This window comes from Acidobacteriota bacterium (assembly GCA_022340665.1).
Taxonomy (GTDB): domain Bacteria; phylum Acidobacteriota; class Thermoanaerobaculia; order Thermoanaerobaculales; family Sulfomarinibacteraceae; genus Sulfomarinibacter.
This window is the reverse complement of sequence record JAJDNM010000097.1, coordinates 1-14934: the sequence shown is the minus strand read 5'-3', so window position 1 is coordinate 14934 and position 14934 is coordinate 1. Positions and strand designations below refer to the sequence as shown.

The following is a 14934-nucleotide window of genomic DNA, read 5'->3' as shown; positions in this document are numbered from 1 at the left end:
GTTCACTGAGCGATCTATGAATGGGCTGTAGAATGCTCCCCGATGGGTAATTCAATACGCCGCTTCCTCCGCCGCATTTCATATCTGCGGATCGTGCTTTGGCTGACGGTTTTTGCCGCGGTGACGGGTGGTTGTGGTGGTGGACAGCCGCCCGAAAACGTCGTGTTGATCGTGGTTGACACCCTGCGGGCGGATCATGTCGGCGTGTACGGCGCCAGTATCGCGACCCCGAACATTGATGATCTGGCAGCCCGGGGAGTGACTTTCAGACAGGCGTACGCACAGATTCCGATCACCGGCCCAAGCCATTCATCACTCTTCACCTCCCTGCTTCCTTTCGAACACAGCGTGCACAACAATGGGCAAATCCTCGATCCGAAATTCCGCACCCTGGCCGAGATTCTCCGAGACAACGCGCGCAACACGGCCGCGGTCATCAGTCTTGGAGTGCTCAAACGAAAGTTCGAGATCGGTCGAGGTTTCGAAGTGTACCGGGATGAATTCGGCAGCGATTGGATGAAAGATGCCGGGCAGGTGAACCAGGAGGTCTTCGAGATCCTCGAGGGAGGGTTCATGCAACCCTTTTTTCTGTGGGTTCACTACTCGGATCCCCACGAACCCTACGCCCCGCCGACCCTCGAATACCCGAAAATTCCGCTCGCACTGAACGGAGTCCCGATTGGCGAACTGACGGCCGGTGGGAGGGGGCAGTCGTTCGAAATCGAGCTCCAGCCAGGGGTCAACCACCTTCGGTTTCGTGACGCTGGTACAAAGCGGTCCGACCTCTATCGTCTTACGAATATCCGGTTGGACGATCGGTCATTCGAGGTGCGACCGCCCGCGAAGTGGAAGACGAGAGAGAAACGGGTTGGGCAACCTGCGTATCAGGGGACTTTCCCGGCCACGGTCGAGTTGGTGAATCCAGGTTCCGATCCACGTCCCGCTGTCCTGGAGACCGCCTGCAAACGGGTTCTCAAGCGAGCGGAGATCGCTGAACGGTATGCTCTGGAGGTCGAGTATGTGGACCGGCAAATCGGCCTTCTCCTGAGCCGTCTGCGAGAGCTCGAGCTGCTCGAGAATACTCTGGTCGTTTTCGCTTCGGATCACGGCGAAGGACTCGGTGAGCACAACCATGTCGGCCATATCAGCCAGCTCTATGATTCGCTTCTGAGGGTGCCACTCATCATGTCTTTTCCGGGCCGGCTGCCGGAAGGCGTGGTGATTCAAGAACCGGTTTCACTGATTGATGTCCTGCCGACCATCTCCGAGCTTCTCGTTCTACCGAAACCCGAATCCGCGAGCGGTGTCAGCCTGCTCCCCCTGATTCACGGAGCGAAGGTCGAAAGCCGGCCGATCTACGGTGTGACCTACCGCCCGGAGGCCTATGCGGACAAGCAAGCGGTGGTCGCGCGGGGCTACAAGTACATCCACTCGCGTACCGATGATCGCGAGTGGGAGGAGCTCTATGACTTGCACAACGATCCAGGTGAGATCCAAAACCTTGCCCCATCGGCGTCAGAGATCCTCGATGAACTGCGTTCGAAATTGAGGGAACGTGTTGAAGGGGCGGCGATGGCTGAGGTCAACGAGGCGGAGCTGAGCGAGGAGGAGATCAAGCGGCTTCGCGAGCTCGGCTACATTCACTGAACCGCTGACGAAGCCTCCGTAAGCCCGGACGCCTTGGTCATTGATGAGCAGGAAGACGCAATATCACGCCTGCGGCAGCGTGAGCACGAAAGTGGCGCCCTGACGCGGGCTGCCGTCGAGTTCGAGGTCTCCGCCCTGAGCACGCGCAAAGGTCCGCGAAACGGCAAGCCCGAGCCCGAGCCCCGGTCTGCCGACCGCATTCTCGGCCCGATCGAACGGCCGAAACAAGCTACGCCTTTGGCTCCGAGGTATTCCCGGGCCGTTGTCCGCAACCTCGATTCGCAATTGATCGTCTTCGGCGACAACCGAGATCTCAATCGAACGATCCTCGGAGTCGCGTGTGTGTTTCTCCGCGTTGTCGAGGAGATTGTCGAGAATCTGGCGGAGAGCATCGGAGTCAAACAGGGCGTCCGGCAGATCCTCTTGGAGGTCCAGACGGACAGTCACACCGGCGTCTTCGAGGCGAGACCGCTCACGATCGAAGACTGCTCGGACGGTTTCGGCGATATCACCAGCCCGCGGGTTCACCAGCGGCGCGCTCCGTTCGAGGCGAGTCAGGTCCAACATGTTGGTGACCACACGACCGAGCCGATCCGCCTCGGCACTGACGGTCGCGGCGTAGCGGGTTCGGTTCTCAGCCTCTCCGAGGTCCTCCGCGAGCATTTCCGCGTGCAGCTGCAGGCTCGCCAGCGGTGTCTTGAGCTCGTGGGCGGCTGCGGCCGCGAAGCGGGCTCGTTGTCGTGCCGTCCGGTCGGTTTGGAACAGGATCATGATCACCGCAACTGCAGCGAGCGCGATCCCACCGACCGTCAGGGCAAAGGTGCGGTGGAACTGCGCTCTCAGGGTCCGCGCCTCGGCGGAGGCCGGCGTGGTGAGCACAGAATGATCGAGGTCGAGGATCCAGCCGGTGAATCCTACAGGCGCCGACATTTCGTCTTCTGGGGGTGGCGGTCCGGGAGTGAACCGGAGCGGCAGAGAACCGGACCCGAGCCACTGATCCACCACTGGCTTAGCCACTGCGAACCCCTGCAGGACGACACCTGCCGGCGTGTGCACGTCGCGAAGTGCGGCCAAAGTGGGCCCGCTGCCGAGCACCATCGTGTGCCAGCGGAGCGGCCGCACGCGAACTACGACGCGGCCGAGGTCCGGGTTCACCGGTGCGGGTCCGGCATCACCCTCCTGGCGCCCGGTTATGGACGCGTAGACCGCGTCGGCAAGTGCGATCTGTTCCCACTCGAAGCCGGTCAGGGTCAGAACGCGTTCCTCGTCGACCTCGGTATCCGGCGTAGCGCCTTCGTCCATCAGGACAGCGGTCTGCAGTTCCTCCAAAAGGGTGCAAAAAGCGCCGAAATCCTCGTCGCTCGACAGCTCCGGAAAACGCTCGCTGACCGTCGGAAGGGTGACGAGCCCGTGTTCATCAATCTGAAAATGCGCCAGAACGAGTGGGTCGGTGGCGCCCGAGGCCAGGGGTGACCGCGTTACGGCGAGCCCTTCCGCCGCTCCCCGTGGATCCCGATACAGGGTCTGATAGTGGAAAAACGGGCGTTCGGACTCCTGAGCGCGAAGAGCCTCAAGACGGCTGCCCAACCGGGCCGCCTCACGTTCGACCTCCTCACGACGCTCCAGCTGTGTGCGTGCTTCGAGGGCTGCGGCACGGCGCGCCGCTTCGCGCGAACCCGTTACGTACCACGCACTGGTCGGCAGAAGCACGGCAACTCCGATCAGGACTGCCGCGAGCGTCGTTCTTTTGGACACCTTCACCGCTCTTCTTCTCCCCCCCACGCGTAGCCGACTCCGGTGACGGTCAGGAGAATCTTTGGCTCGGAGGGATCTCGTTCGATCTTCTGGCGGAGATTGGCGATCGTCATGTCCACGGTGCGGGTCTGAAGTTCTCCGGAGGATCCCCATATTCGTTCGAGGAGCTCGGCCCGCGAAACCGCCCGCGAGCGGTGTCGATGAAGCCACCTCAGGATCCCGGCTTCACGGGGCGTGAGGCTAGCAGGATTGTCGCCACGATCGACCACCAGGCGCCCGAGGTCCATCGTGCAGCCGTCGGCTTCGATGATCTCCGGGTCTGCCGGGATTGCTGCCGAGCGGCGCCCGAGAGCGTCGATCCGCGCCAGGAGCTCGCGCACTGCGAAGGGCTTGGTCAGGTAGTCGTCGGCCCCGGCCTCGAGTCCGGCGACCTTGTCGTTCTCGGATCCGCGAGCGGTCAGCATCAGGATGTGCAATGAGGGACGCGCCCGCTTGAGACGCCGGCAGACCTCGACACCATCGATGTCCGGCAGCATGAGGTCGAGCAGCACCAGATCGAAGGCCTCTCCGGTTCCAGTCGCGATCGCATCCTTGCCCATTTCGCAGGCCGCGACCTCATGCCCTGCTGCCGAGAGCAGATCCAAAAGGCCTTGGCGAAGGGCGGGCTCATCCTCGACAATGAGAACGCGCATGCCTCAGGATAACCGCTTCGCGGGCAGTGAGCGTCAGGATCCTGTAAAACAAAAGCCTCACCCGGATGCGGGTCGGTAGCAGGGTGACTCCGCGGAAAACTTGTCGGATCGGGCTGGTTTCCTGAATAATGCGGGTTGGGAGGAATTGTTGGACAACGTTCGCAGCTTTTGCATCATCGCGCACATCGATCACGGCAAGTCAACGCTTGCCGACCGGTTGATCCAGTACTGCGGTGCGGTGGAGGATCGCGAGTTCCGTGACCAGATCCTCGACTCGATGGACATCGAGCGTGAACGAGGCATCACCATCAAGTCGAACACGGTGACCCTGGATTACACGGCTCGTGATGGCAAGGCGTACAAGCTCAATCTGATCGACACTCCCGGGCACGTGGACTTCTCGCACGAGGTGCGCCGCTCGCTGATGTCGTGCGAGGGAGCATTGCTCCTGGTGGACGCATCGCAGGGCGTCGAGGCGCAGACAGTCGCCAACCTCTACCTCGCGCTCGAGCACGACCTCGAGATGGTGCCGGTCATCAACAAGATCGACCTGCCAGCGGCTGACGTCGATCGCGTCAGGGAGGAGATCGAGGAGGATCTCGGCCTCGATGCCGATGACGCCGTGCTGTGCTCGGCCAAAACTGGCGAAGGCATCGAAGAGGTCCTCGAGGCCATCGTCCAGCGATTGCCGCCGCCGAGCGGAAATCCCTCGGCGCCGTTACAGGCGCTGATCTTCGACGCCCAGTACGACCCTTATCGTGGGGCGGTACTACTGGTGCGGGTCATGGAGGGCACGCTGCGGCCCGGCCAGAAGATCCTTCTGATGCACGCCGACAAGACCTACACCGTCGAGGAAGTCGGCCTCCTGAAGATCAACAAGGTAGCGACCGAAGAATTGGCCGCGGGCATGGTTGGCTACGTCATCGCGGGGGTCAAGGCAGTGTCGGACATCGCGATCGGGGACACCATCACCGATGCGGACGAATCTGCTGCCGAGCCGCTGCCCGGCTACAAGGAGGCGAAGCCGGTGGTGTTCTCGTCGATCTACCCGATGTCGACCGACGAGTATCCCGACCTGACGAAGGCGCTGGAAAAGCTCAAGCTCAACGACGCCGCTCTGACCTACGAGAAGGACTCGTCGTCAGCCCTCGGCTTCGGTTTCCGCTGTGGTTTCCTCGGCCTTCTCCACCTCGAGGTCGTCCAGGAACGGCTTCGGCGGGAGTACGATCTGTCGCTCATCCTCTCGGCGCCCTCGGTCCGTTACCGGGTGACGATGACCGACGGCCAGGAGCTGTGGGTGGACAATCCCAGCCTCTACCCCGATCGCGGGTCCATCGAGAGTTCCGAGGAGCCGTATATCAAGGCGTCGGTCATGATGCCGGAGCGTTACGTCGGTCCGGTGATGGAGCTGTGCCGGGAGCGGCGAGGCGAGAACACGACCTTCAACTATCTCGCTGTCGGCCGGGTAGAGCTGACCTCCGAAATGCCGCTGGCCGAGGTCCTTTTCGATTTCTACGATCGCCTCAAGTCGGTGACCCAGGGCTACGGATCCTTCGACTACGAAATGCTCGATTACCGCCCGACCGATCTGGTCAAGGTCGACATCCTCGTCAACGGGGAACCGGTTGACGCGCTTGCTCAGCTGGTACACAAGGAAAAGGCCCGGGCTCGTGCACTGCATTACTGCGAAAGGCTTGCGGATACGATCCCCAAACAGCAGTTCAAGATCGCCATCCAGGGTGCGGTGGGAGGCGACATCATCGCCCGCAAAACGATCAACGCCTACCGCAAGGACGTGACCGCCAAGTGCTACGGTGGCGACATCACCCGCAAAAGAAAGCTCCTCGAAAAGCAGAAGAAGGGCAAGAAGCGGATGAAGATGGTGGGGTCGGTGGAGATCCCGCAATCCGCGTTTGTTGCCGTGTTGAAGACGGATAGAGATTGAATGAGGAATTAAGAATTAGGAATTAGGAATTAGGAATTCGGAATTCGGAATGCCATACGAACACCCGTTTCAGTCTTATTCGGGATGACGTTTCCATCTGTTATCGCGACCGCGGGAGCGAATCGACCGAGCGACGGGATTGGTGAGGTTGAACGTAAATCCGAACTCCGAAATCCGAAATCCGAAATGCGTAACCGGTGACTTCCTCGGCACCGGAGAACGCTGGCCTGTACGTTCACGTTCCATTCTGCACGTCAGTCTGCCCATATTGTGATTTTGCGGTGACGATTGCAGGTGAGGAACGGCGCGAGGGATGGGTCGAGGGCGTGATCAGTGAGGCCGAAATGTACGAGGAGATCGGGCTCACCTTCGACACCCTGTATTTCGGCGGCGGAACTCCATCTTCGTTGTCCCCGGAACAACTCTCCCGGGTCGTGGACGCGCTCGATTGGCATCTCGATCTGGTTCGCGGTGTGGAGATTTTTCTCGAGGCAAACCCGGAGGACGTGAATGCTCGGAGCGCCGCTGCCTGGCGCCGTCTCGGGGTCGATTTCGTGAGCCTCGGCGTTCAGTCATTCGACGATACCGATCTCGGCGTCCTCGGCCGCCGGCATAGTGCCCAAGATGCCTTCCGCGCCGTGGACGAGCTCATGGGGGCTGGCTTCAGCACGGTGTCGATCGACCTCATGTACGGGCTTCACGGGAGATCTCCGGAACACTGGCGAGCCCAGCTCGAGACCGCCGTCGGCCTCGGAACGGACCACCTCAGCTGCTACCAGCTCACGATTCACCCGAAGACGCTCCTCGGGCGGAGGGTGGCTCGGGGGACGGTGAAACAGCTCGAGGACGTTCGTCTGGAACGGCTCTTTTTCCTCACCCACGAAGTGTTGACCGAGGCCGGCTTCGAGGGTTACGAAGTCTCCAACTTCGCGTCGTCACCCGAGCACCGTTCGAAGCACAACCAGAAATACTGGGATCACTCTCCGTACCTCGGTTTGGGCCCCTCCGCTCACTCGTTCGCGGCCGGCCGGCGATGGTGGAACCGACCTCGACTGAGGCTCTGGCAGAAGGCACTGGCGACGCGGGAAGCACCGGTCGAGGACGACGAGCGGCCGTCGGAAGAACAGCTCGTCCTCGAGACATTGATGCTCGGCTTTCGAACCTCGGAGGGCGTCGACCTCGACCGCCTGGCGGATCGATACGCTGTTGATCTGATGGCTGCAAACACGGAGGTGGTCGATCGATTGAGCGATTCGGGCCACCTCCTGGTGGATGGCGCACGACTTCGACCAACCCTGAGAGGCCTCGCCATCGCCGACACCCTCGCGCGCTCCTTCGTCCTCTAGTCGGCTGCCAACGTCAAGGCGCAAAGGGCGCCAAGAAACCACGGAGTTTCTAATGAAGAATTAGGAATGAGGAATTAGGAATGCCGCCCACCCCCTCGGACTCCAAGCCTCAGGGGGGAGGGGCGGGAATTCCTCATTCATAACTCCTAATTCCTAATTGCGAAGCCCGGGTGCTATCCTTCGCCGGTGCCAGCAGACGCCCGATCACCGTACGATGCCTTCGACTGTGGGGAATTCTACGGTGAGGTGGCGCCCGATCGCCGCCCTGAAGATGTCGGAGGCGAGGTCGCCCGCTTGACCGATCCTTCCTGCGCGACGGAGACCATTCACTGGGGTCGGAACTACATCTATGCGGCCGAGATGAACACCCCTGCGGGCAGGCTGCCGGTGGTCGTCAAACAGTTCAAGAACCAAGGCCTGAAGAGTCGGCTCGATCGTCGCATCCGGGGCAGCAAGGCCGAGCGAAGCTGGAGGGTCGCCAAGGAGCTGGTCCGGGTGGGCCTTCCGACACCGGAGCCGATCCTCTGGGTCGAGTCGGCCGAGTTGGAGGGGCCGTCCTTCTTCATCGCCGAGCGGTTGAACGATGCAGTCGAGGTGCGTCAGTTCTTTCGCCGACTCAACCACGAACCGCTGGCGGGGGAGTTCCCGGAGGTGGAGGACATCGATTTTCTCGGCAGGCTCGGCCGGCTGGCGAGGGAGATCAACGACGCCGGCATTCTCTACCGCGACCTTTCGATGGGAAACATCCTCGCCGTCGGTGAAGCGGACGACCTCGACCTCTATCTGATCGACTTCAACCGGGCGCGGACCGGACGCTCGCCTGGCGTCTTCCGAAGGACCCGTGATATCTGCCGCCTGCCGGTGCTGGAGCGGGAACACCGGGCCGCCTTTCTCGGGGGCTATTGGGGGGAAGTCCCTCCCCGGCTTTCGTTCCGCTGGTGGTTCTACGCTTTGTCGGTCAACGGATTCATCCTCAAGCATGCGATCAAGAAAAGGACCACGTTCCTGCGCTTGAAACGCCGTCACGCACATGGAGGCTCCCACCATGCCCACATACCCGCGGCTTCGGAGGGTGTCTCGTCGCGAGACAAGGCGGTCTGGGACCACCTCTCCGACCAACCGCACCAGCACGCGAGCCGCGGCGAGAAGTTTTTCATCCGCCTTGCCGACAGTCCCGATCATCTCCGTGATCTCGGAATCGTGGCAGCGTCTGCGGCGAAGGTCAGACGTCGATACCGAAAGCTCAAGTCGGCCCTGTACGAGAGGCCGACCGCGTTCGGGGGCATTGGGCTCGCGTTGCGCCCGCGGGAGCCGGACCTCGAGGCGCAGCTCGAACTCATCGAGGCGCTGGGTGTAGGTCCGGTTCTCGTGCGTCTCCACCCGTGGGAAAGTGAGCATGTGGCCGAGGTGCGATTGGCCGAATCCCTGGTCGGCCGGGGGCACGAGGTCTCGTTCGTCATACCGCAAAACCGGGACCTCGTACTGGACCGCGCGCGGTGGCGCGCATCTGTCGAAGAAATGGGCGAACGGTTCAGCCGATTCGGCCGCTGTTTTCAGGTCGGCCAGGCAATCAATCGCAGCAAGTGGGGAATCTGGACTCACAGCGAGTACGTCGATCTCTATCTCGAGGCGGCCGAGATCCTGCACCGAATCGATGGCGTCCAGGTGATGGGTCCGGCGGTGATCGATTTCGAGTTCCAGGCGCTGATCGCGTTGCTCAACAGGAGCACGCCGGGACTTCACTTCGATATCGTGTCGAGCCTGCTCTACGTGGACCGGCGCGGCGCACCCGAGAATTGCCAGATGGGGCTCGACACGGTCGACAAGGTCACTCTGCTGCGGGCGATCGCCGAAACTGGACGGAACTCGAGTGATCGCTGCTGGATCACCGAGGTGAACTGGCCGTTGTGGGAGGGGCCCCATTCTCCGGCGGGCAAGACGGTTTCGGTGAGCGAGGAGGTGCAGGCGGACTATCTCGTTCGATACTTCCTTTTGACCCTCGGGACTGGACTTGTCGAGCGCGTCTTCTGGTGGCAATTGATCGCCCGCGGTTACGGCCTGGTGTCGCCGGAGAGCGACGGTTCGCTCCGCCGGCGCCCATCCTGGCACGCGCTCCGAACGCTGATCGACCAGGTCGAGGGCAGCGACTTCCGAGGGCCCTTGTCGGCGCCCGAGGGTACATTCCTCTACCACTTCAGCCTCGACCGAGAGCTGGTCGTCGGCTGGAGCGTGTCCGCCGGTGCCAGGGCAACTCTTCCCCGCCCCGCCTCCGAAGCCATTTCACGCGATGGACAACCCTTGCCCGTCCCTGATGGCACCTCCGTCAAGCTCGGACCCTCCCCGATTTATTACCATCTCAAGTGACAGGCCAAATACTCAGAATTCTGAAATCCCAAATCCCAAATCCTTCCCCCGTGCTACCATCCTGCCGGCCTGACGCCCGCATGCGGGAGCGGGATCTTCCATGATCGATACGGCGAGCACCAATGATTCGAACGGCCGTACGGGGCACCGTCCGCGTCAAATGACGCGGGGGCGGAGAATCCTGTTCGCCATCGCGGCTCCGATCATCGCGGGATTTCTCAAGTTGGCCTGGTCGACCTACCGGTTTAGGGTCGAGGAAGACGAGAAATTCGTCGAGCTCGAGCGAGCTGGCGAGCCGGCGGTGTTCGCGTTCTGGCACGAGGGCCTGCTGACGGTTGGCTGGTATGCCGCCCAGCTCTTGTACCGAGGCATACCGGTGACATTCCTGATCAGTCCTTCGACCGACGGAGAGCTTGGCGTTCAGATTCTTGCCAGATTCGGGAGCCGGGCTGTCAGAGGATCGGCTCGGCGGAGTGGTGCGGCGGCCTTGCGGGGGCTGAAGAAGGCGATCGTGCGCGCCGGGCAGGCGCCGGCGATCGCGGTCGACGGGTCGAAGGGGCCGAGGAGATACTGCAAACCGGGGGCCATCATGGTGGCCCGGATGGCGGGGGTGCCGGTTGTGCCGATCGGCTTTGCGGCGAGCCGGGCTTGGCGTGCCCGATCGTGGGACCGTCATCTGGTGCCGTACCCCGGATCCAAAGTCGCCATCACCGTCGGCGAGCCGATGGTGGTCGAACGGCACACGGACAGCGATGACATCGAGGCGCGTCGACAGGAGCTCGAGGAGCGAATCAATAACCTTATGGAAATATCCCGAGAGCGATTGGGGGTTCGTAAAGAAGCATAGTCGGCCAACGCCGGTTGGCCGGAGGAGGAAGCATGGAAGAACCGCAGGTCCAGGCACTGTCCGAGATCAAAATGGATGAACAGAATCTTTACAAGGAAGAGGTTTTTACTGATCTGAGGGTGGGCTCGCTCAAACAGCTGACCCCGGTGACGAGCAATGGAGAGCGCGATCTTTCGCGGCCCGTGGCCTACATCGCCGAGACCCAGCTCATGTCGCAGGTGGGACCGCTGCCGGTCCAGACGCGAATCGAAGCCGAGAATCTGCAGGCTGCCATCGAGAGGTTTCCGGCCGCGATCCAGGCGGCGGTCGAGCAGATGATTGACGAGGTCAAGGAGCTCCAGCGCAAGGAAATGTCCAAGATTGTGGTACCGGGTGCTGATACTACGTCAAAGATTCTGGGACCTAAGTAGTATTCGATTTCGGATTTCGGATTTCGAATTTCCCGCCCGCCCTTCCCACTTCGTCACGGGAGCTGTTTGTGATCGGATGCGAGGTACGGGAGGCGACGAGTCGAAGGATCTCGACCGACAGAAATATTAACGTTGAACGTTCAAACGTTTGAACGTTTATTGCAGAGCTTGACCGCGCGCTCTACGCCCTCGAGATTCGCCTCGACCGGCTCGAGAGACGGCAAGGCTTTTGCTGCAGCCCCGACATCCTTGAGCCCACTGCCCGTCACCATTAGAATGACTGTTTCGTCCCGATTGACGAGGTTCTGGTCGAGGGCTGCCCGAAGTCCGGCCAGAGCTGCCGCGCCGGCCGGCTCGGCGAACACGCCGGTCGAGCTCGCCAGGTCAGAAATCGCAGCCAGGATCGCCTCGTCCGACACGGTCACGCCGCTACCGCCCGAAGCCCTGATCTCCGCCATGCACCCGATGGCGTTGCGCGGCGTCTGGACCGTCAGGCTGTCGGCAACGCTTTCTGCGCCTGTCATCTCCGCTGGCTGGTCTTCGCCCGATCGAAGCGCCCGGACTATGGCCGAGGACCCATCCGGCTGGACGGCGATGAACCGTGGACGGCGATCGATCAGACCCGCAAGTTCGAGGTCCCGGAAGCCCTTGGCCAGGCCGCCGAGGATGACACCGTCACCCGTCGGCACGATCAGAACATCGGGAGCATGAGGGGCCATGGCAACCGCTATCTCGAGCGCCGCAGTCTTCTTCCCCTCAATGGTGAACGGGTTGAGGGCGGTGCTCCGGTTGTACCAGCCGAACTCATTACAGGCTGCGATACAGAGTTCGAAGGCGTCGTCGTAGGTGCCTGAAACCGGCACCACGGACGCTCCATAGCTCTGCATTTGCGCGAGCTTGGCCGGTGGCGTCGCGGCGGGTACCAGGACTACGGCGCGCATGCCGGTTGCGGCCGAAATTGCGGCCAGCGACGACGCCGCGTTTCCGGTCGAGGCGGTGGCCACGGTGTCGCAGCCGTACTCCGCGGCCTTGGCGACCACCAGCAGCGACGCGCGATCCTTGGTCGAACCGGACAGGTTGCGGGTGTCGTCCTTCACGAACAGGTGTGGCATCTCGAGGGCATCGCGGACGCGGGACACATCGAGCAACGGTGTGTCGCCTACCGGCAGCGGCGCGAGCGCACTTTCGTCGTTGATCGGGAGAAACGCGTGGAGGAACTCCCGGTCGGAGGGCCTGAAGTGTGGCCATGAGTTCGGCAGCACTTTGAGGACCACCTCGAGCACACCGCGAACGGTCCCGCCCGGTTCCTGTTTCCCGGCGCAGGTCGAGCAGACCAGGCGGTTCGGGTCCTCCGGATACTCCTCACCGCACTCGATGCACCGGAAGTGGAAGCGAGCCATGACGTCGATTGTAGCTATGCAACTGCGTTTTTGGAGGGAGGAGTTAAGAGTTGAGAGTTACGGACGCCCTGCGGGCGTCGTGACTCACTCCCGCCAGCGAGCGGCTGAAGACCGACCACCACCAATCCTTCCCTCTCGGCCGTCAGCCGCGAATCGCTGCCGGGCGCGAGTTCCCGCCCCTCCACCCGCAATCAATAGAGCGGGTGGCGGAAAACTCAAAACTCAAAACTAAGAACTCAAAACTAATACGTCGTGAGTTCCCCGATCTCCTCTTCCACCGCACGCAGAATATCGAGCTTGGCGACCGCCTTCTTCATCGCGTTGTGGTCGGGATAGAGCGGCCGGTCCTCGTCGAGAAATTCGACGTGACGACGGACTTCGTCACGGGCCGCCCGCGTCCCGTGTCCGGGTTCGAACTCGCGAAAATCCAGGCCCTGCGCCGCGGCCATGAGCTCGATGCCGAGGACACCGTGGGCGTTGTCGAGGATGGTTCGGGTCTTGAGGGCCGTGTTCATGCCCATCGAGACGAAATCCTCCTGGTCGGCCGCAGCCGGGATCGACTGGGTGAAGGCGGGGTTCGACAGGATCCGCTGCTCGACGATCTGCATGTCGGCGGTGTACTGGCTCAGCATCATGCCGGAGAACATCCCGGCGCCCTTGGTCAGGAACGGGGGCAAACCTGCGCTCAATGCCGGATTGGTGAGCCGGTTGAGCCGGCGCTCCGAAAGAACGCAGACCATCGTGATCGCTCCCCCGAGGGTGTCGAGCGGCAGGCTGATCGGGGTGCCCTGGAAGTTGGCTCCGGTCAGAACGATCTGGTCGTCCGGCAGGAAGATTGGGTTGTCGCCGACGCCATTGGCCTCGATCTCCAGCTGCTCGCGCGTCCATCGGAGCTGGTCGCGGGCGGCGCCGATGACCTGCGGCGATGAGCGCATGCTGTAGGCGTCCTGCACCTTGACCTTCTCCTTGCCGGTCAAGAGATCGGAGCCGTCGATCACTGCTCGGATGTTGGACGCCGAAGCGACCGCACCCCGGAAACCGCGCAGCTCGTGAATTCGCGAATCGTAAGGCTTCATATTGGCGCGCAGCGCTTCGAGGCTCATTGCGCAGGCGATCTCCGCTTGCTTGATGAAACGCTCGGTGTCCCACACCGTCAGGCAGCCGATCGCATTGGTCAGGTTGGAGCCGTTGATCACGGCCAATCCGTCGCGCACCTCGAGACCCGGCATCGGAATCTCGGCCGCCTCGAGAGCCTTGTCGCCGGGCATTCTCACACCCTGGTAGAAGGCCTCGCCTTCGCCCATCATCAGCAGCGCGATCTGGCTCATCGGTGCGAGGTCGCCGCAGGCGCCGACCGAACCCTTTTCGCACACCACCGGGGTCACGCCGGCGTTCAGCATGGCGATCAGGGTCTCTGTGATCTCGCGCCGGCAGCCGGAGTGGCCGTTGGCGTGGACGTTGACCCTCAGCAGCATCGCGGCCCGGATATGATCGATCGGGCATGGCTCGCCGATGCCTGCGGCATGGTTGTAGATGAGGTAGCGCTGAAAGTCCCGCACCTGCTCGTCCGAGAGTGCGACCTCCGAGAACTCGCCGATCCCCGTGTTGACGCCGTACATGATCTCGCGTGCGGCGACCCGTTCGTCGAGGAATGCACGACAGTGCGTGATCCGTTCGACGGCGTCGGGGTGAAGTTCGACGCTTTCGCCGTGGCGGGCGACCGCGATGACATCTTCGATGGTGAGATTTTTTCCAGTGATGGTAACGGCCATGAACACCTCCGATTGCCTCCGGGGCAAATTGAGCGATTCCCCGAAGGGGTCGCTCCCACCCACCCCGCTGCAACCGAGTGCCCACGAAGCCTTCGGTCCGCGTAGCTCGATTATGCGCCCACCATACTGAAAAGCAAGAACTTTTCAGAATGAGGAATGAGGAATGAGGAATTAGGAATGCCGCCCACCCTCCCGCAGTGCGCGGATAGAACCGAAGGGTAGGGTGGGAATTCCTAATTCCTAACTCCTGATTGGAGATCGAGTGGGACGTAGAGCTCATCGGCGCGGAGCCGGGCCATCGCGGCTTCTTCGTGCTGGCCCAGAGCTTCGAGAATCTCCGCCCTGCGCAGATGGCAGTCGCGTGCGATCCACGAGTCGGGAAAGGCTCGGGCGGAGAAGGTGAAAAGCTGGAGCGCCTGCTCGAGGGCCTCGGGTGTGCCGATTCTCTGCGCTTCCTGGCCCGCGAGCCAGCTCGCCTTCCACTCAAGGGCTTCGGGACTCATACGCCCGGCCTGCTCGAAGACCTCGAAGGGCTCGACGCTGACGAGCGAGCCCTTGTCGAGGATTGGGGGTGTGGGACGGGAGAAAAAATCAGCCAGGGCCGCCACGTACGCATCGGCCTCGCGCCGGTTGTACACCGTATCGCGCAGGCGCTCCTCTTCACGGGGGTTGGTGAAGAAGGAGGCTTCGCCGATGACGCCGGGGATGCCGTAGGAGTGGCGGAGGACTGCGGCGCCGGCTGTGGGAAATATCGCG

General features: G+C 62.2%; 11 protein-coding genes. 6 read left to right on the top strand and 5 right to left on the bottom strand.

Going from position 1 to position 14934, the window contains the following annotated elements; translation table 11 throughout:
- Positions 1-42: 42 nt before the first annotated feature.
- Positions 43-1647, top strand: a complete 1605-nt coding sequence (locus LJE93_11655; GenBank protein MCG6949560.1) for a sulfatase-like hydrolase/transferase — start codon at positions 43-45, stop codon at positions 1645-1647.
- A gap of 63 nt (positions 1648-1710) precedes the next feature.
- On the opposite strand, the gene LJE93_11650 is transcribed toward LJE93_11655, so the two are convergent.
- Both LJE93_11650 and LJE93_11645 read right to left on the bottom strand, forming a co-directional pair.
- A complete protein-coding gene (locus LJE93_11650) occupies positions 1711-3408 on the bottom strand; it encodes a HAMP domain-containing histidine kinase (protein ID MCG6949559.1) in 1698 nt (565 codons plus the stop codon).
- A complete protein-coding gene (locus LJE93_11645; protein ID MCG6949558.1) occupies positions 3405-4094 on the bottom strand; it encodes a response regulator transcription factor in 690 nt (229 codons plus the stop codon). The genes LJE93_11650 and LJE93_11645 overlap by 4 nt, the downstream gene beginning before the upstream one ends.
- A 148-nt stretch (positions 4095-4242) precedes the next feature.
- Between LJE93_11645 and lepA the strand changes: the two genes are divergently transcribed.
- The 5 genes from lepA (at position 4243) to LJE93_11620 (ending at position 11006) form a co-directional block, all read left to right on the top strand.
- On the top strand, positions 4243-6039 hold the full coding sequence (lepA, locus tag LJE93_11640) for a translation elongation factor 4 (GenBank protein MCG6949557.1): 1797 nt from the start codon (positions 4243-4245) through the stop codon (positions 6037-6039).
- A 197-nt stretch (positions 6040-6236) separates the two neighbouring features.
- Complete coding sequence (gene hemW, locus LJE93_11635) at positions 6237-7385, top strand: radical SAM family heme chaperone HemW (GenBank protein MCG6949556.1); 1149 nt, start codon at positions 6237-6239, stop codon at positions 7383-7385.
- 186 nt (positions 7386-7571) lie between these two features.
- Positions 7572-9749 carry a lipopolysaccharide kinase InaA family protein gene (locus LJE93_11630; protein ID MCG6949555.1) on the top strand — a complete coding sequence of 726 codons (2178 nt, stop codon included), beginning with the start codon at positions 7572-7574 and terminating at the stop codon, positions 9747-9749.
- 160 nt (positions 9750-9909) lie between these two features.
- The gene (locus LJE93_11625; protein ID MCG6949554.1) at positions 9910-10596 is read left to right on the top strand and encodes a lysophospholipid acyltransferase family protein; all 687 of its coding nucleotides are present in this window, start codon (positions 9910-9912) and stop codon (positions 10594-10596) included.
- 32 nt (positions 10597-10628) lie between these two features.
- The gene (locus tag LJE93_11620; GenBank protein MCG6949553.1) at positions 10629-11006 is read left to right on the top strand and encodes a hypothetical protein; all 378 of its coding nucleotides are present in this window, start codon (positions 10629-10631) and stop codon (positions 11004-11006) included.
- A gap of 140 nt (positions 11007-11146) precedes the next feature.
- Here the strand turns inward: LJE93_11620 and thrC are convergent, their stop codons facing one another.
- The 3 genes from thrC to LJE93_11605 all read right to left on the bottom strand — a co-directional run.
- Complete coding sequence (gene thrC / locus LJE93_11615; protein MCG6949552.1) at positions 11147-12406, bottom strand: threonine synthase; 1260 nt, start codon at positions 12404-12406, stop codon at positions 11147-11149.
- A 242-nt stretch (positions 12407-12648) separates the two neighbouring features.
- The gene (locus LJE93_11610; GenBank protein ID MCG6949551.1) at positions 12649-14178 is read right to left on the bottom strand and encodes an aromatic amino acid ammonia-lyase; all 1530 of its coding nucleotides are present in this window, start codon (positions 14176-14178) and stop codon (positions 12649-12651) included.
- A gap of 233 nt (positions 14179-14411) precedes the next feature.
- Positions 14412-14934: cell wall hydrolase (locus tag LJE93_11605; protein ID MCG6949550.1), on the bottom strand; the 523-nt coding region annotated here is incomplete at its 5' end.

Excerpts from the sequence above, each read along its gene's own strand:
- LJE93_11645 (MCG6949558.1), bottom strand. The coding sequence starts at position 4,094 with ATGCGCGTTCTCATTGTCGAGGATGAGCCCGCCCTTCGCCAAGGCCTT.
- LJE93_11655 (MCG6949560.1), top strand. The coding sequence starts at position 43 with ATGGGTAATTCAATACGCCGCTTCCTCCGCCGCATTTCATATCTGCGG.
- LJE93_11625 (MCG6949554.1), top strand. The coding sequence starts at position 9,910 with ATGACGCGGGGGCGGAGAATCCTGTTCGCCATCGCGGCTCCGATCATC.
- LJE93_11610 (MCG6949551.1), bottom strand. The coding sequence starts at position 14,178 with ATGGCCGTTACCATCACTGGAAAAAATCTCACCATCGAAGATGTCATC.
- thrC (MCG6949552.1), bottom strand. The coding sequence starts at position 12,406 with ATGGCTCGCTTCCACTTCCGGTGCATCGAGTGCGGTGAGGAGTATCCG.
- LJE93_11620 (MCG6949553.1), top strand. The coding sequence starts at position 10,629 with ATGGAAGAACCGCAGGTCCAGGCACTGTCCGAGATCAAAATGGATGAA.